Source organism: Cyanobium gracile UHCC 0281 (genome assembly GCF_034931305.1).
GTDB classification, from domain to species: Bacteria; Cyanobacteriota; Cyanobacteriia; order PCC-6307; family Cyanobiaceae; genus Cyanobium; species Cyanobium gracile_A.
The window spans coordinates 16944-33585 of record NZ_JAYGHY010000020.1; the positions used below are offsets into that span (position 1 = coordinate 16944).

Here is a 16642-nt window from a genome sequence, read left to right on the forward strand (position 1 = left end):
CCACTCAGAAAAGGGCCGGGTGACGGTGCTGCAGGCTCGGCATCTGGGCACGGACCCTGGCCTCATGGGCCATGTCGACCGGGGCCATCGCCAGACCCGGCTCCACCCCGGCATCGGCCATCACGGTGCCCCAGGGGTCGATCACCAGGGCATGGCCATGGGTCTGGCGGCGGCCGTAGTGGAGTCCCGTCTGGGCGGGCGCCAGCACGTAGGCGGTGTTCTCGATCGCCCGGGCCTGGAGCAGCACCTGCCAGTGGTCCTTGCCGGTGTAGGCGGTGAAGGCGGCCGGGATCATCAACAGCTGGGCACCGGCGCCGGCCAGCTGGCGGTAGAGCTCGGGGAAGCGGACGTCGTAACAGATCGACAGGCCGACGCGGCAGAGGCCAGGCACATCGACCACGGGCGGCAGCTCGTGGCCGGGTTGCACCGTGGCGGACTCCCGGTAGGTGATGCCGTCGGGCAGGTCCACGTCGAAGAGGTGGATCTTGTCGTAGCGGGCCAGGAGCTGGCCCTCACGGCCCACCAGCTCAGCGCGGTTGAAGGTCTGGCCTTCCCCGGCCGGCACCGGGAACCCCCCTCCCAGCAGGGTCACCTGGTAGCGGCGAGCCATGGTCACCAGGAAGCGACTGCAGCGCTCGGCCAGCACCGGCGCCAGCTCCAGCCGGCGGGCGTCGTCGCCCATGAAGGCGAAGTTCTCGGGCAGACCGACCAGGTCGGCGCCGCGGCGGGCCGCCAGCTCGATCAGCTCCTCGGCCGCCGAGAAGTTGGCGTCAGGGTCCGGCGTGCTGGTGAGTTGCAGCGCCGCTGCCAGAAAACTGCTCACCGCCGGACCGCTCCAAGACCGGCGAATCGTAAGGGAGCCGCCAAGGGGGGCAAGGCGCGCCTCAACTGGCGCGCAGCACCCCGGGTTCGGCCTGGATCGGCACGATCTCCAGACTGTCGACGGCGGCGCAGCAGGCGAAATCGGCGTCGTGGTTGCCCAGGCTGATCAGGCGCTGGCCGTGGCTGGCGCTGCGCAGGCAGGTCTCGGTGTCGTGGCGCCACTGCTGCCAGAGGGCCAGGGCCGCCAGCATTTCGTCGTTGGCGCAGCGGACCCCCATGTGGGGGGCCACCGCCAGCTCGATCGCGGCCGAAGCCACCGCTCCCGCCGCCAGGCTGTCCTCAAGGGAGTAATCCCCCTCCCAGCCGCTGCCCACGATCCACACCCGCAGGGCCTGGCGCTCGATCAGTCGCCGGGCCACGGCGGTGCGATTGGGCAGGCAGGCGGTGAGCAGCAGGGGCACCGCCTGGACCCGGTCGAGGGAGCGGGTGCCGTTGGTGGTGCTCAGGAAGAGGCGTTTGCTCTCCACCCGCTCGGGGGTGACCGCCAGGGGGGAGTTGCCCAGGTCGTAGCCGTCCACCCGCTTGCCACCGCGCTCGCCGGCCCGCAGTCGACGGGCGGCCGGCCAGTCGGCGGCGGCCGCTTCGAGGGCACCCAGATCAGCAAAGGCCTGGATCGCCTCGGCCCCGTTCTGCAGCGCCCAGGCGATGGTGGTCGTGGCCCGCAGCACGTCGATGACCACGGCCGCATCCGGGCCGTCCTCCTCGAGAGAACGCAGGGGGGGAACTGCTTCGGAGGTGTGGAAGTAGGAGAGCAGCACGGGACGCGATCGCTACGGGGGTGCGTCACAGTAGGCAGCAGCTCGACGGCGCAGGACGACGGTGGCGAGGGTGGTGGCCGAGGGAATCGGGAGCGGCAAGGCGCTCGGGCGGCAGCGCAATCTGCGCGATTTCCTGGCGTTGCTGGAGAAGCGTGGCCAGCTGCGGCGCATCACGGCGCCGGTGGATCCGGATCTGGAACTGGCGGCCATCGCCGATCGGGTGCTGGCCCTGGGCGGCCCGGCCCTGCTGTTCGAGAACGTGATCGGCTCCCCCATGCCGGTGGCGGTGAACCTGATGGGCACGGTGGAACGGGTGCTGTGGAGCATGGGCATGGAACGGCCCGAGGAGCTCGAAGCCCTGGGGGAGCGCCTGGCCCTGCTGCAGCAGCCCCGGCCGCCGAAGGGCCTCAAGGAGGTGATGAAGTTCGGGGGGGTGTTCTGGGATCTGGTGCGGGCCCGGCCCGACCTCGACCTCACCCCCCCCTGCCACCAGCAGGTGTTCCGGGACGACCAGGTGAACCTTGAGCAGCTGCCCCTGCTGCGCCCCTGGCCGGGGGATGCGGGCGGGGTGATCACCCTCGGGCTGGTGATCACCAAGGACCCCGAAACCGGCGTCCCCAACGTCGGCGTGTACCGGCTGCAGCGCCAGTCGATCAACAGCGCCACCGTGCACTGGCTGAGCGTGCGGGGCGGCGCCCGGCACCTGCGCAAGGCGGCGGCCATGGGCCGCAAGCTCGAAGTGGCGGTGGCCATCGGTGTTCACCCGCTGCTGGTGATGGCGGCGGCGACGCCGATTCCGGTGCAGCTGAGCGAATGGCTGTTCGCCGGCCTCTACGCGGGGGAGGGCGTGCGACTGGCCCGCTGCAAAACCCTCGATCTGGAGGTGCCCTCCCATAGCGAAGTGGTGCTGGAGGGCACGATCACCCCAGGCGAGGTTCTCCCCGATGGCCCCTGCGGCGACCACATGGGCTTCTACGGCGGTGAGGAGGACTCGCCCCTGGTGCGCTTCCACTGCGTCACCCAGCGCCGGGAGCCGATCTTCCTGACCACCTTCAGCGGCCGTCCACCGAAGGAAGAGGCGATGCTGGCGATCGCCCTGAACCGCATCTACACGCCGATCCTGCGCCAGCAGATTCCAGAGATCGTCGACTTCTTCCTGCCGATGGAGGGCCTCAGCTACAAGCTGGCGGTGATCGCCATCGACAAGGCCTACCCGGGCCAGGCCAAGCGGGCGGCCATGGCCTTCTGGAGCGCCCTGCCCCAGTTCACTTACACCAAGTTCGTGGTGGTGGTCGACAAGTCGATCGCGATCCGCGACCCGCGCCAGGTGATCTGGGCGATCAGCGCCCAGGTGGATCCGCAGCGCGACCTGTTCGTGCTGGAGGACACCCCCTTCGACTCGCTCGATTTCGCCAGCGAACGACTGGGGCTCGGGGGACGCCTGGCGATCGATGCCACCACCAAGATCGGCCCGGAGAAGCGCCACGACTGGGGCCAGGCCCTGGGCCGGGATGCTGCCCTGGAGGCGCGGGTGGATGGCCGCTGGAGCGAACTGGGCCTCGACGATCTGGGCCAGGGCGAGCCGGATCCCGCCCTGTTCGGCTACACCCTGGAGCACGTGCTGGAGCGCCTCGCCGCTGGCCGCTGATGCTGCGCCGCAGCGGCATCTACGCCCTCAAGGCCCTGCTGGAACTGGCCCTGGATCCACCGCGCTGGCAGTCGGTCAACGCCCTCGCCCAGGCCCAGGACCTGCCCGCCCCGATGCTGGAGCAGCTGATGCTCAAGTTGCGCCGGGCTGCCCTGGTGGAGTCGCGGCGGGGCCGGCAGGGGGGCTACCGGCTGCGGCGCCTGCCCGCCGACCTGCCCCTGGCCACGATTCTGGCGGCGGTGGACGCCCCGGCCGCCAGCCTGATGGCCGCCACGGAACCGGAGGAAGACCCCCAGCCCAGCGACCGGGTGACCCGGGTGCTCAACCGACGCCTGCTGCAGGCCCTGGAGCGGGAACTGGACCGACTGACCCTGGAGGACCTGCTCTTTGATCTGCGCAGCGCCCGGGCGGCCTTCAGCGAAACCGGGGGGCTGCTGCTGGGCTGAGGCGGGCCGCACCGATGAACATGACGGCCAGATCCTGGTCGAAGGCCACCTGGAAGCCGCCGGTGCGCAGGTAGTGGAGCAGCCGGCCCAGGGTGCGCAGCGGACCACGGCCGAAGAGATCCATGCCCTGCATCCTGATGGCGCTGAATCCAGTGGCCAGCAGCCAATCCTCAAGGGCCTCCGGTGTCACGAACTTCTCCCAGTCATGAACGCCGGCCGGAATCAGCCGCAACAGTGTCTCCAGCAGCCAGATCATGGTGATCCGGGAGCGGAAAGTGCGATTGATGGTGTCGAAGCAGAACGTTCCACCGGGGGCCAGAACCCTGGCGATCTCCGCGATCACGGCGTCCGGTCGATCGACATGCTCCAGCACATCGACGCAGATCACCACATCGAAACATCCGGTGGCGAACGGAAGTTGTTCCGCCAGTCCCACCCGGTAATCGATCTCCAGACCCGACGCGGCTGCATGGCTCCGGGCCGCTTCAATGCAGGGGCCGGAACGGTCCACTCCGCTAAGACGGGCGCCCCGGTGCGCCAGGAATTCACAGGAGTAGCCGCCGCCGCAACCCACATCCAGCACGCGAAGATGGCGCCAGCGGGGAACGAACTGGTCGAAGTAAACAAAGCGCAGTGGATTCAGTTGATGGAGCGGAAAGATGGTGGCGCTCTCCTCCCACCAGACGGCCGCCTGTTGATCGTAGAATGAAAGATTGTTGCGCAACAAGGTGACGGCGCCGTCGGTTTCGATCATTATCCCGACCCTCAATGAAGCCGGTCACCTGGGACGCACGCTCAACCAGCTGGAGATCCTCGATCCGGCGGCCGATGAGGTGATCGTGGTGGATGGCGGCAGCACCGATGCCACCCTGGCCAGGGCCCATGTTCACGGCTGCCGGGTGATCCGCTGCCAGCCAGTGGGGCGGGCGGTGCAGATGAACCGGGGGGCGGCTGAGGCCCGCGGCGAGATCCTCTGCTTCGTTCACGCCGACACCCTGGTGCCGTCGGATCTGGTGCAGCTGGTGACCGCCACCCTGGCCGACCCGGCCACCAGCTGCGGGGGCTTCATTTCACTGATGCGGGGCACCTGGAGCACCCGCTGGGGCGTGAGCCTGCACAACGCCCTCAAGACCCACTACGCGGCGCTGCTGTTCCGGCCCCACCGCTACGTCCTGAAGGGATTCCGGGTGCTGTTCGGTGACCAGGTGATGTTCTGCCGGCGGCGCGACTTCGAGCGCTGCGGGGGCTTCGACGACACCCTGCCGATCATGGAGGACGCCGATCTCTGCGAGCGGCTGGGCCGGCTGGGCCGCATCCGTCAACTCAACCGGGTGGTGGAATCCTCCGACCGCAGGGTGGCGCGCTGCGGGTCCTGGAAGGCCACAGGGATCTACCTGATGATCGGACTGCTGTGGGGCCTGGGCGTGCCGGCCGCGCGGCTGAAGCGCTTCTATGGCGAGATCCGCGACTGAGCCTCAACCATTGAGGGCCCAGTCGTAGGGGAGGTAGCTGAGCCTGGCGCCCGCCGGCATCGCCAGCTCCGGGCGGTAGCAGCCCACATAGGCGGGGATCGAGGGCGCCACCGCCAGAAAGTCGCGGCGGTACCACTGGAAGATCCGGCTGACGGACAGGCGACCACTGGCCGGATCGAAGCGCAGTTTGTGCGGATGCTGCAGGAAGCGCAGGGCGTCCTCCTCCAGCTGGGCCTCGAGCCGCTCGGCCCGGTAGGCCTCCGGCCGCAGCAGAGGGCAGCCGACAGCGGCGCAGACCAGGGCGAAATGGAGACGGGGGTCGCCGAAGCGAGGCCGAAGAATCTCGTGCTCGATGCGGTTGAGGCTGAGGGGCTGGCCCTGCAGGCTGATCACCGGCCGGGAGAAGAAGACCAGGAACGCCGGCCAGTTGGGCACCCCCGCGATGGTGGGGCGAATCGAGGCCAACGGGAAGCGGGCCAGCACCTGGCGGATCACCAGGGCGTTGTAGAGGTTGATCCACAGGGCCATGGCCTCGGCCCTGGAGCCAGGCTCAGGATCAAAGGGCCGCTGGGCCGCCAGCCAGTCCTCCAGTTCCGCCGCACCCTGGCGCTGCCAGGTGGCGTAGTCCACCCGACCGCGGTCGTCCACGTGGCGGCGGAGCAGGCCATCCCAGGCGGCGACATCAGTCATGGAACAACCCTTCCAGACCCATCGTTCCATGCCCCTGCCGCGGACTGGTGATCCGTACCGGGGCCGCCACGGCAACGATTCCTACGCTGGAGCCATGGTTCCCGCCCCCTCCCTGCCTGATCCCACCGGCCCGCTTCTGGAGGAGATCCTGGTGCCTCTGTTGCAGGACTACGCCGAGTCCTTCGATCGCGGTCTGCTGCTGCTGGAGCATTGCCCGGAGACGGTGATGGCCGCCGGCGAGCAGGCCGACCTGCGCGGGCGGCTCGATGAAGCGCGCCGTTCCCTGACGGCGGCGCGGTCCCTGCGGGCCGCCGCTCCCAAGCCCATGGGCCTGTCCATGGAGACGATCACCCCCTGGCACCGGCTGGTGGTGGAGGTCTGGAGCCTGTCGGCCAAGTTGCGGGCGATCGGCATTCGACCCTGACCGGGGGGGCCGGAACCGGCCGCTCCATAGGATCTCACCAGTTGGCGCAACAGCTCTTGTCCTCCTCCGCGGGTGTCGATACGAGCGTGGCCGCCCGACCGGCCCCCCTGGTGTTGCCGGCCGGCGGCAGCCTGCGGGGCCGCGTGACGGTGCCCGGAGACAAATCGATCTCCCACCGCTCGCTCCTGTTCGGGGCGATCGCCGAGGGCACCACCCACATTGAGGGGCTGCTGCCCGCCGAGGACCCCCTCAGCACGGCCGCCTGCCTGCGGGCCATGGGTGTGGCGGTGTCGGCGATCAGCGCCGGCCAGCCGGTGACCGTGGAGGGCGTGGGCCTCGATGGGCTGCGGGAGCCCGCCGACGTGCTCGACTGCGGCAATTCCGGCACCACCATGCGGTTGATGCTGGGGTTGTTGGCTGGCCGCGAAGGACGCCACTTCGTGCTCAACGGCGATGCCTCCCTGCGCTCCCGGCCGATGGGGCGGGTGGGGGACCCCCTGGCCCAGATGGGGGCGGTGATCCACGGCCGGCAGGGCGGCAACCTGGCTCCCCTGGCCGTGCAGGGGCAGCCCCTTCACGGCAGCGTGATCGGCACGCCGGTGGCCTCGGCCCAGGTGAAAAGTGCCCTGCTGCTGGCGGCCCTCACCGCCGAGGGGCCCACCACCGTGATCGAGCCGGCCCCCACCCGCGACCACAGCGAGCGCATGCTGCGGGCCTTCGGCGCCGACCTGGAGGTGGGGGGGGACCTGGGACGCTTCATCACCGTCCGGCCCGGCCCCGCCCTGCGGGGTCAGACGGTGGTGGTGCCCGGCGACATCAGTTCGGCCGCTTTCTGGCTGGTGGCGGCGGCGATCACCCCGGGGGCCGATCTCACGGTTGAAAACGTGGGCCTCAACCCCAGCCGCACCGGCATCCTCGATGTCCTGGCGGCCATGGGCGCCCGCCTCAGCGTTCTCCATGCCCGTGATGTGGCCGGCGAACCGGTGGGGGATCTGCGGGTGCAGCACGGCCCCCTGCGGGCGTTCCGCATCAAGGAAGCGATGATCCCCCGCCTGGTGGACGAGATCCCGGTGCTGGCGGTGGCGGCCTGCTGCGCCGAGGGGGTCAGCCGCATCAGCGGCGCCGCCGAGTTGCGGGTCAAGGAGACCGACCGCCTGGCGGTAATGGCCCGCCAGCTGACGTTGATGGGAGCCAGGCTCGAAGAGCACGCCGATGGCCTCAGCATCGAAGGGCCCACCCCGTTGCACGGGGCCGAGGTGGACAGCGAAACCGATCACCGCGTGGCGATGAGCCTGGCGGTGGCCTCCCTGGTGGCCCGCGGCGACACCCGCCTGGGGCGGCCGGAGGCGGCCGCCGTCTCCTACCCCGGCTTCTGGGATGACCTGGCCCGCCTGCGCCACTGAGCCGGCAGAGACCGGCCCTGGGCCCGAGCTGCTGCCCCGGCTGGGTCGCGATGGCAGCTTCAGCCTCTACAGCCGCGGCGTCGGGGAAGGCTTCCACAGTGCCGCCGGCGCCCTGCGCGAGGCCCAGGAGAAGTTCGTGCTGCCGGCGGCGCTGGAACGCTTCGCCCCGGGCCGGCAGCTGCGGGTGGCGGAGGTGGCCGTCGGCACCGGCACCAACACCGCCGCTCTGCTCGCGGCGACGGCGGCCGCAGGCCTGGAGCTGGACTGGTGGGGCCTGGAACTGGACCGGCGGCCTTTGGCCCTGGCGCTGGCGGATGCCGGCTTCCGGGCCCAGTGGCCGGCCGGGGTGATCCGCCGTCTGGAACAGCTCAGCAACGGCCCGCGCCTGCGGCTCGGCGATGCGCGCCGCCGGCTGCCGGAGCTGCTGGCCACCCAGGCGGGTTGCTGCGACCTGGTGCTGCTGGATGCCTTTTCCCCAAGCCGCTGCCCCCAGCTGTGGAGCCGGGAGTTTCTGGAGCGGCTGGTGCGGCTGCTGCGGCCCGATGGCCGCCTGCTCACCTACAGCTCTGCGGCGGCGGTGCGCCGCTGCCTGCTGGATCTGGGTGTGGACGTCCAGGCGATCCGGCCGTTCGGGGGCGGATCCAGGCGCTGGAGCGCTGGAACGGTCGCCAGCCTCTCCCTCCTGGCCCCCCATCCAGCCCTGCGGCCCCTGGAGCCCTTCGAACGGGAGCACCTCGCCAGCCGCGCCGGCCTTCCCTACCGGGACCCCAGCGGCAACGCCAGCGCCGCCGAGATCCTGAAGCGTCGGCGCCGGGAGCAGGAGCGCAGCCCCGCCCCACCGGGGCGGCTGCGGCCGCCGACAGAGCCCAGCGGACTGGGCCACTCCGAAGGACACCGGTAGATTCCGGCGCAGACGCCCCGCCGCCGCCGATGCTCGCCGTTGCCGTCCTGGCCGCCGGGAAAGGGACCCGCATGAAGAGTGCCCTGCCGAAGGTGCTCCAGCCCCTGGCCGGCGCGACCCTGGTGGAACGGGTGCTGGCCAGCTGCCATCTGCTCGCCCCCGACCGCCAGGTGCTGGTGGTGGGGCACCAGGCCGAACGGGTGGAGCGCACCCTGGCTGGCGTGGAAGGCCTGGAGTTCGTGCTGCAACAGCCCCAGAACGGCACTGGTCACGCGGTGCAGCAACTGCTCCAGCCCCTGGCCGGCTTCGAAGGGGAGCTGCTGGTGCTCAACGGCGATGTGCCGCTGCTGCGGCCGGAAACCCTGGAGCAGCTGCTGGCCAGCCATCGTGCCAGTGGCGCAGCGGTGACCCTGCTCACCGCCCGCCTGAGCGACCCCAGCGGCTACGGCCGCGTCTTCGCCGATGGGGCGGGCCAGGTGAGCGGCATCGTGGAGCACCGCGACTGCAATGCCGAGCAGCTCGGCAACACCCTCACCAACGCCGGCATCTACTGCTTCGACTGGGCACGGCTGGCGGCGGTGCTGCCCCAGCTGAGCAGCGACAACGACCAGGGCGAGCTTTACCTCACCGACACCGTGGCCCTGTTGCGCCCGGCCATGCATCTGGCGGTGGACGACCCGGATGAGGTGGCCGGCATCAACGACCGGGAGCAGCTGGCCCACTGTGAGGCGGTGCTGCAGGACCGGCTACGGCGCCACTGGATGGCGGAGGGGGTGAGCTTCACCGATCCTGCCAGCTGCACCCTCAGCGAACACACCCGCTTCGGCCGCGACGTGCTGGTGGAGCCCCAGTGCCATTTTCGCGGCGTCACCAGCATCGGCGAGGGCTGCCGCATCGGCCCGGGCTGTCTGATCGAGAACAGCCACCTGGCCGCCGAGGTGGAGGTGGTGCATTCGGTACTTCGGGACAGCCACGTGCAGCGCGGCTGCGTCATCGGGCCGTTTGCCCAGCTGCGGGCCGGCACCCACCTGGGCGCCGGCTGCCGCATCGGCAATTTCGTGGAGGTGAAGAACAGCCAGCTGGGGGAGGGCTGCAAGGCCAACCACCTCAGCTACCTGGGCGACGCCGACCTGGGCGCCGATGTGAACGTGGGGGCGGGCACGATCACCGCCAACTTCGACGGGGTGCACAAGCACCGCACCGTGATCGGCGCTGGCAGCAAGACCGGCGCCAATTCGGTGCTGGTGGCGCCGATCACCCTCGGTGCCGGTGTGACGGTGGCGGCCGGCTCCACCCTCACCAAGGACGTGCCCGCCGGGGCCCTGGCCCTGGGCCGGGCCCGCCAGCTGGTGAAGGAGAACTGGGGCGTCGCCAACCCCCGCCAGCAGCAGGGGGTGGCGGGCTGAATCCCGGATTTCTGGCCTAGTCTCAGTCTGTGATCACGCTGGACCCATGGCTGTCAACCCTGTCATCTGGTTCGAGCTCTACGTCAACGACATGGCCCGGGCCCGGGCCTTCTACGAGGCCGTGTTCGAAGTGGCCCTGGAATCGATGGGCGACGCGGGGATGGAGTATTTCGCCTTCCCGATGCAGAACGATCAGGTGGGGGCCGGAGGCGCCCTGGCCAAGATGGAGGGCATGGCCCCGGGCGGTGGCGGCACCCTGATCTATTTCCACTGTGACGACTGCGCCGTGGAGGAGAGCCGGGTGGCGGGCGCCGGCGGCACGGTGCTCAAACCGAAGATGTCGATCGGTGCCTATGGCTTCATGAGCCTGGTGCTCGACACCGAGGGCAACACGATCGGGCTCCACTCCCAGGCGTGACGTCATCGGTCCCTGCCGCCCGCTTCCGCTGGTGGCATGGCGCTGCCATCCTCGTGGCCGCCAATGCCATCAGCTTCTGGCCGGCGGGGGTGCTGGGAGATGCCGCGTTCTACACCAGCTTCTGCCTGCCCCCCTACGCCCCGCCGGACTGGCTGTTCGCCCCCCTGTGGCTGGTGCTGAACATCACCTCCCTGGTGGCACTCGGGCGGGTGGCCAACCTGGATGGGCCAGACGGCGCCGCACGGCGCCGGGGGCTGGTGCTGGTCTCGGAAGCGGTGGGCTGGCTGCTGTTCGCCGTGTTCACCACCTTCTTCTTCTGGCTGCACAGCCCGGTGCTGGCAGCGGTGGATACGGTGGCGGGGCTGGGGGTGGCCGCCGTGAGCGTGGTGGCGGCGGCCGGGCTGGATCGGCCCGCCGCCGGACTGATCGGACTTCGATTGCTGTGGCTGCTGCTGGCCAGTGCCGTGGCGGTGAGCGTGGCCCTGCACAACGTCGATCCGTTCCTTTCAGCCGCCCCGGCGCCAGGTGTGAAACCGTTCCAGTAGGGCCAGGGTGCGCTGGGGCGCATGGGCTTTCTTCCAGGCTCCGGCGGCGTACTTGTTGGCTTCCGCCAGGGTGGGATAGGCGTGGATCGCCCCCATCACCTTGCCCAGGCCCAGGTTCCATTTCATCGCCAGCACGAATTCAGCCAGCAGCTCCCCGGCCTGCTCCGCCACGATCGTGACCCCCAGGATCCTGTCCTTGCCGGGCACGGTGAGCACCTTCACGAAGCCTGTCTCGGCGGATTCGACGATGGCCCGATCCAGCTCGGCCATCTCGAAGCGGGTGACCTCGAAAGCCACCCCCTGCGCCACCGCCTCGGATTCGCTGAGCCCCACCCGGGCCACCTCCGGGTCGGTGAAGGTGGTGCGGGGAATGACGCGGCCATCGACGGCGAAGCGCACCGGATCAAACAGCCCGTTCACAGCCGCATACCAGGCCTGATGGGCCGCCGTGTGGGTGAACTGCCAGGGGCCGGCCGCATCGCCGGCGGCATAGATGTTGGGGAAGAGGGTCTGCAGGTGGGGGCTGGTGGTGATGGTGCGGCCGGTGGGGATGCCCAGGGCCTCGAGGCCGTGGCCCTCCAGACGGGCCTGGCGGCCCACGGCGCAGAGCAGCTCGTCGGCCTCAAGGCAGACGGTAGGGCCGTCCACCGCGGCCAGCACGCGCACGCCCCCGGCCGGCCCAGGCTCAACGCGCTCCACCCGGCAACCGGTGTGCACCCGCACGCCATCGCGCTCCAGCACCTCGCGCACCAGCGCCCCCACCTCGGGGTCTTCCCGGGGCAGGAGCCGGGCGTTGCGTTGCAGCAGGGTCACGGTCAGGCCCAGCTGGGCCAGGGCCTGGGCCAGCTCGCAGCCGATCGGGCCGCCGCCCAGCACCACCAGGCTGGGCCGCGGGGACGGGTGCTCGGCCAGGGCGTCCCAGAGCGTTTCGCTGGTGAGCACCCGCACCGAAGCGATGCCGGGAACCGCCGGGATCACCGGCGCGGCGCCGGTGGCCAGCACGATGGCGCGGGCCGACAGCACGGTCTCGCTGCCATCGGCGGCGGTGATCGCCACCTCCCAGGGGCTGATCAGGCGGGCCTGGCCGAGCCGCACGTCCACCCCTAGGGCGGTGTAGCGCTCGACGCTGTCGTGGGGGGCAACGGCCGCCACCTTCGCCCGCACCCGCTCCAGCACCCGGCGCAGATCCACCTGGGGCTCCTGCGGGGTGAGGCCGTAGCGGTCGGCATGGCGCAGGCGGGCGGCGAGGCGGGCGCTGCTGATCAGGGCCTTGCTGGGCACGCAGCCGGTGTTCAGGCAGTCGCCGCCCATGCGCTGCCGCTCCACCAGCGTCACCTTGGCCCGCACGGTGGCGGCTATGTAGGCGGTGACCAGGCCCGCCGCCCCGGCGCCGATGACAATCAGGTTGCGATCAAACACACGCGGCCGGCTCCAGGGGCGGTAGAGCCGCCAGAGCCGCCAGCGGCTCAGCAGCAGCTTCACGATCCAGGGCAGAAGGCCCAGCAGGGCGAAGGAACCGAGCAGGGCCGGCGAGAGCAGGCTTCTCAGGCTGGTGAGCTGGGCCAGCTGGGTGCCGGCGTTCACGTAGACGAGGGTGGCCGGCAGCATGCCCAGCTGGGACACGACGGCAAACGAGCGCAGGGGCATGGGAGTGAGCCCCATCAACAGGTTCACCAGCACAAACGGCACCACCGGCACCAGCCGCAGACTGAGCAGATAGGCGGTGCCGTCGCGGCGGACGCCCGCCTCGATCGGACCCAGGCGATGGCCGAAGCGGCGCCGCACCGGTTCCCGCAACAGGGTGCGGGCCAGCAGGCAGGCCGCCGTGGCGCCGAGGGTGGAGCCCAGCGACACCAGTAGCGTGCCCTGCAGCAGGCCGAAGACGGCACCGCCCGCCAGGGTGAGCACGGTGGCGCCGGGCAGGGACAGCCCCGTCACCAGCACGTAGACGGCCACGAAGGCGGCGGCGCTGGCCAGCGGAGCCGCCTGCCGCCAGGCCAGCAGCTGGGCGCGGGAAGCCTGCAGGGCGGCGAGATCCAGCTGGCGATACCAGCCCTGGCTGAACAACAGAATCACCCCGGTCAGCACAAGGGCGATCGCCAGCAGGCGCCGCACGGGTGCGCCGGGGGGATTCTCCTGGGCTGGTGAGCTCATGGCTGCCCCCCCTGGGGCTGGAGCCGTGGTGGGCGCTGGACCACCGGAGCGGCGGCGGCGAGGATCTCGGCCCGGTCGCCGCTCAGGGGGGGATAGATGCGCTGGCCGTTGATCAGCCGCTTGGTGCGTTTGGCCGTCTCCCCGGTGGCGACAACCTGACGGTCCCAGCCTTCGGTGTAGAGGGCCCCCCAGGGACCCAGATCCAGGATGGTGGTGTACCAGTCGATCCGCAGCGGCAACAGCGGCAGACCCAGCAGATCGCAGACGGCGTTGTGCCCGGCAAACCGGCCCATGGGCCGGCCGTGCTGACAGGACATGACCGTGCTGTGGCCGTCCTCCAGGGCCAGACGGGCACTGTCGCCGGCGGCGAACACAACGCTCAGCCCCTCGACCCGCAGAGCGGCGTCGACCGGCAACCGGCCGAGGGCATCGGTGGCCACCCCGCAGCCGGCGGTGAGTGGGCTGGCCCGCAGGCCGGCGCACCAGACCACCGTGTCTGCGACCAGGACCTCGCCGGAATCGAAGCGGATCGACGCCCCATCGACGCCGTCCACCCGAACCCCGAGCCGCAGCTCCACGCCCAGGGCGGCCAGGGCCTCTTCGATCACGGGCCGGGCCGAGTCCCCCATGTCCGAGCCCAGCTGGGGGTTGTGGTCCACCAGCACGACGCGCACCGGCCCGGCCAGACCGGCGCGCTCCTGCACGGCCCGCAGCCGTGCCGGCAGTTCACAGACGGCCTCGATCCCGGTCAGGCCGGCCCCCACCACCACGGCTGTGAAGCGGCCCGGACCCTCGGGACGCTCCGCCAAGGCCTCCAGGTGCTGCGCAAGCCGGGAGGCACCGCCATAGGTGTCGACATCGAAGCCATGGGCGGCCAAGCCAGGGACCGGAGGCCGCAGCAGCTGGCTGCCGAGGGCGAAGACCAGCCGGTCGTAGCCAAGGACTTGGGGGCCCGCCGCGCTCAGCACGCTGACGGTGTGGGCGGCCGTGTCCAGGGAGCCCACCTCCCCCACCAGCCAGCGCACACCGGCGGGAGCCAGCACGGCCTCCAGGGGAACCCTCAGCGGCGAGAGGTCGGCTTCGTAATTGCGCACGCGGATGCCATGGAAGGCGTCACGGTTGACCAGCAGCACCTCGATGCTGTCCGGGCTGATCCCCAGCTGGTCGAGCTGGCGGGCGGCCGCAAGGGCGCTCCAGAGCCCGGCAAAGCCACCGCCCAGCACCAGGATTCGCTGGGCTCCCATCACGTGTCTCCGGCCAGGGGAGGGGGCATCACCGGGTACGGATCAGTCCCGGTTCAGACTATCGAGGTCACCGCCCTCAGCCCCCTGCCGCCACCAGCCCCGAGTGCCGGATCAGGGCCTCCGGGCTGGGGGCCCGGCCCCGGAAGGTCTCGAACACCTCGCCGGGGTGGCGGCTGCCGCCGAGGCTGAGCACTGTCTCGCGGAAGCGGCGGCCGGTGGCCTGAATCGCCTCCTCGTTCTCCAGGCCCACCTCCTCAAAGGCGCTGAAGGCATCGGCGCTGAGCACCTCGGCCCATTTGTAGGAGTAGTAGCCAGCGGAGTACCCACCGGCAAAGATGTGGCCGAAGGAGCAGAGGAAGGCATCCTCCTCGATCGGCTCCAGCACGGTGGTGGTGGTGGCGATCTCCCGGCGAAGCTGTTCCGGTGTCTTGCCGCACTCCGGCGTCCATTGGCTATGCAGCCGCAGGTCGGTGAGAGCGAGGTGCACCTGCCGCAGCGTGGCGGCCCCGCCCATGAAGGTGCGGGCGGCCCGGAGCTTGGCGAACTCCGGCTCCGGCAGCGGTTCGCCGCTCTGCCAGTGGCGGGCCATGCCCATCAAGGTGGCGTGGTCGTAGCACCAGTTCTCCATGAACTGGCTGGGCAGCTCCACCGCATCCCACTCCACATTGTTGATGCCGGCCGCCTGGGGGCGCTCCACGGTGGTGAGCATGTGCTGGAGCCCGTGGCCGAATTCGTGGAACAGGGTCTCCACCTCCTCGAAGGTCATCAGGCTGGGGGTGTCACCCACCGGCGGGCTCTGGTTGCAGATCAGGTAGGCCACGGGCAGCACGGGCGCGCCAGCCCCGTCCAGCGAACGCACCAGACACTCATCCATCCAGGCGCCACCGCGCTTGCTGCCAGGGCGGCTGTAGGGATCCAGATAGAAGGCGGCCAGGGGCTGGCCGCTGGCGGCGTCATCGACGCGGAAGAAACGCACGTCCGGATGCCAGACAGGCGCCTCACCATCGGCAGGCCGGATGCGGAGGCCGAACAGGCGATCGCAGAGGCCGAACAGGCCATCGAGCACCCGGGGCAGGGGGAACCAGGGCCGCAGGGCTTCGCTGTCGAGATCGAAGGCCTCCTGGCGCCGCACTTCCGCCCAGAAGCTGACGTCCCATGGTTGGAGATCCACCGCCTCGGCCGCCCCCTCCCGGGCCGCGCAGGCGCGCAAGGCCTCCAGTTCCAGCAGGGCCACCGGGTAGGCGGCGGTGCGCAGGTCCTCCAGCAGGGCTTCCACCTCAGCCACCGAGCCGGCCATCTTCGACGCCAGGCTCACCTCGGCCCAGGAGCCATAGCCGAGCTGGTGGGCCTGCTGCCGCCGCAGGGTGAGAATCCGCTCGATCGCCGGCCAGTTGCCATCGGTTTCGCCCGAAGCTCGACTCACGTGGGCCTTGTAGGCGATTTCACGCAGGTCGCGGCGGCGGCTGTACTTCAGGAACGGGCCGAAGCGGGGCATGTCGAGCCCCAGCAGCCAGGGCCCCGCAGCGGCCGTGGCCTGGCCATCGCCGGCATCACGGGCGGCCTGGGCCAGCTGCTCCCTGAGACTCTCGGGCAACCCCTCCACCTCAGCCGGGTCAGTGAGCTTCAGGGTCCAGCCGTTGGTGGCATCCAGCACCCGGTTGCCGAAGCCGGTGGCCAGCTCTGCCAGCTCCTGGCTGGCGGCGTTGAAGGTCTCCTGAGCGGCGCCCTCCAGGCCCACGCCGCGCAGCTCCATGTCCCGCAGTTCCGCCGTGAGGATCCTCTCCTGGGTGGCATCCAGCCCCCCCTGGCTCTGCAGGGTCCGCAACGCCTCGAACAGCACCCGGCTCTGGCCGGCACGGTTGCCGAAGGCCACCACTGCCGCCTGCTGGCTGGCGTGGGCCTCCCGCAGTTCGGGACTGTTGCAGACGCCGTTGAGGTGGCTCACCACCCCCCAGCTCCAGCGCAGCCGTTCGCCCAGGCGCTGCAGGGGATCCATCACTTCGGCCCAGCTCAGGGGCCGCTCCGCCGCGGCGGCCGCCGCCAGGTCGGTCTCCACCCGGTCGAGCTCCGCCTGCAGGCCGCTCAGCAGTTCAGGGATGTGGGCCCGCACCTGGTCGGGGGTGATGGCCTCGAAGCGGGGCAGACCCTCTCCGGCCAGCAGGGCAGGGGGACTCTGGAGGGTGCTGGTCATCGCCGGGGGGCCGCTTCGATGGAAGACCCCATTTCAGCCCACCCCGGTGCCAGGTTGCGG

16 protein-coding genes are annotated in these 16642 nt (G+C 70.7%); 9 read left to right on the plus strand and 7 right to left on the minus strand.

The window, feature by feature from the left end:
* Positions 1 to 4: 4 nt before the first annotated feature.
* Together VB739_RS08040 and VB739_RS08045 are read right to left on the minus strand one after the other, a co-directional pair.
* On the minus strand, positions 5 to 823 hold the full coding sequence (locus tag VB739_RS08040; protein WP_323356572.1) for a carbon-nitrogen hydrolase family protein: 819 nt from the start codon (positions 821 to 823) through the stop codon (positions 5 to 7).
* Between the two features lie 61 nt (positions 824 to 884).
* Positions 885 to 1640 carry a 2-phosphosulfolactate phosphatase family protein gene (locus VB739_RS08045; protein ID WP_323356573.1) on the minus strand — a complete coding sequence of 252 codons (756 nt, stop codon included), beginning with the start codon at positions 1638 to 1640 and terminating at the stop codon, positions 885 to 887.
* Positions 1641 to 1713: 73 nt separating this feature from the next.
* Here VB739_RS08045 and VB739_RS08050 point away from each other — a divergent pair, with 73 nt between their 5' ends.
* Positions 1714 to 3288, plus strand: a complete 1575-nt coding sequence (locus VB739_RS08050; RefSeq protein ID WP_323356574.1) for a UbiD family decarboxylase — start codon at positions 1714 to 1716, stop codon at positions 3286 to 3288.
* Complete coding sequence (locus VB739_RS08055) at positions 3288 to 3734, plus strand: Rrf2 family transcriptional regulator (RefSeq protein WP_323356575.1); 447 nt, start codon at positions 3288 to 3290, stop codon at positions 3732 to 3734. The genes VB739_RS08050 and VB739_RS08055 overlap by 1 nt, the downstream gene beginning before the upstream one ends.
* Here the strand turns inward: VB739_RS08055 and ubiG are convergent.
* Positions 3703 to 4488 carry a bifunctional 2-polyprenyl-6-hydroxyphenol methylase/3-demethylubiquinol 3-O-methyltransferase UbiG gene (ubiG, locus tag VB739_RS08060; RefSeq protein WP_323356576.1) on the minus strand — a complete coding sequence of 262 codons (786 nt, stop codon included), beginning with the start codon at positions 4486 to 4488 and terminating at the stop codon, positions 3703 to 3705. The genes VB739_RS08055 and ubiG overlap by 32 nt on opposite strands.
* Between ubiG and VB739_RS08065 the strand changes: the two genes are divergently transcribed.
* Complete coding sequence (locus tag VB739_RS08065; protein ID WP_323356577.1) at positions 4463 to 5206, plus strand: TIGR04283 family arsenosugar biosynthesis glycosyltransferase; 744 nt, start codon at positions 4463 to 4465, stop codon at positions 5204 to 5206. The genes ubiG and VB739_RS08065 overlap by 26 nt on opposite strands.
* Positions 5207 to 5209: 3 nt before the next feature.
* On the opposite strand, the gene VB739_RS08070 is transcribed toward VB739_RS08065, so the two are convergent.
* The gene (locus VB739_RS08070; protein ID WP_323356578.1) at positions 5210 to 5896 is read right to left on the minus strand and encodes a DUF547 domain-containing protein; all 687 of its coding nucleotides are present in this window, start codon (positions 5894 to 5896) and stop codon (positions 5210 to 5212) included.
* A gap of 94 nt (positions 5897 to 5990) precedes the next feature.
* On the opposite strand from VB739_RS08070, the gene VB739_RS08075 reads away from it, so the two are divergent.
* From VB739_RS08075 to VB739_RS08100, 6 genes are all read left to right on the plus strand, one after another.
* Positions 5991 to 6320, plus strand: a complete 330-nt coding sequence (locus tag VB739_RS08075) for a DUF2605 domain-containing protein (protein WP_323356579.1) — start codon at positions 5991 to 5993, stop codon at positions 6318 to 6320.
* Between the two features lie 86 nt (positions 6321 to 6406).
* Positions 6407 to 7723: a 3-phosphoshikimate 1-carboxyvinyltransferase gene (aroA, locus tag VB739_RS08080; RefSeq protein ID WP_323356604.1), complete on the plus strand. Its 1317-nt coding sequence runs from the start codon at positions 6407 to 6409 to the stop codon at positions 7721 to 7723.
* Positions 7698 to 8624 carry an MnmC family methyltransferase gene (locus VB739_RS08085; protein ID WP_323356580.1) on the plus strand — a complete coding sequence of 309 codons (927 nt, stop codon included), beginning with the start codon at positions 7698 to 7700 and terminating at the stop codon, positions 8622 to 8624. The genes aroA and VB739_RS08085 overlap by 26 nt, the downstream gene beginning before the upstream one ends.
* A gap of 29 nt (positions 8625 to 8653) precedes the next feature.
* On the plus strand, positions 8654 to 10030 hold the full coding sequence (glmU, locus tag VB739_RS08090) for a bifunctional UDP-N-acetylglucosamine diphosphorylase/glucosamine-1-phosphate N-acetyltransferase GlmU (RefSeq protein WP_323356581.1): 1377 nt from the start codon (positions 8654 to 8656) through the stop codon (positions 10028 to 10030).
* 46 nt (positions 10031 to 10076) lie between these two features.
* Positions 10077 to 10448 (plus strand): VOC family protein, encoded by a 372-nt coding sequence (locus VB739_RS08095; RefSeq protein WP_323356582.1) that lies wholly within the window; start codon positions 10077 to 10079, stop codon positions 10446 to 10448.
* Positions 10445 to 10993, plus strand: coding sequence for a TspO/MBR family protein (locus tag VB739_RS08100; protein WP_323356583.1), 549 nt, complete (start codon positions 10445 to 10447; stop codon positions 10991 to 10993). Before VB739_RS08095 ends, VB739_RS08100 begins: the two co-directional genes overlap by 4 nt.
* Here VB739_RS08100 and VB739_RS08105 read toward each other — a convergent pair.
* The 3 genes from VB739_RS08105 to VB739_RS08115 all read right to left on the minus strand — a co-directional run bounded on the left by VB739_RS08105 (position 10955) and on the right by VB739_RS08115 (position 16582).
* Positions 10955 to 13147, minus strand: a complete 2193-nt coding sequence (locus VB739_RS08105; RefSeq protein WP_323356584.1) for an FAD-dependent oxidoreductase — start codon at positions 13145 to 13147, stop codon at positions 10955 to 10957. The two genes, VB739_RS08100 and VB739_RS08105, sit on opposite strands and share 39 nt — an antisense overlap.
* Entirely contained in the window at positions 13144 to 14391 is a 1248-nt protein-coding gene (locus VB739_RS08110) for an NAD(P)/FAD-dependent oxidoreductase (RefSeq protein ID WP_323356585.1), read from the minus strand. The genes VB739_RS08105 and VB739_RS08110 overlap by 4 nt, the downstream gene beginning before the upstream one ends.
* 76 nt (positions 14392 to 14467) lie before the next feature.
* The gene (locus tag VB739_RS08115) at positions 14468 to 16582 is read right to left on the minus strand and encodes a M3 family metallopeptidase (RefSeq protein WP_323356586.1); all 2115 of its coding nucleotides are present in this window, start codon (positions 16580 to 16582) and stop codon (positions 14468 to 14470) included.
* Positions 16583 to 16642: the final 60 nt, after the last annotated feature.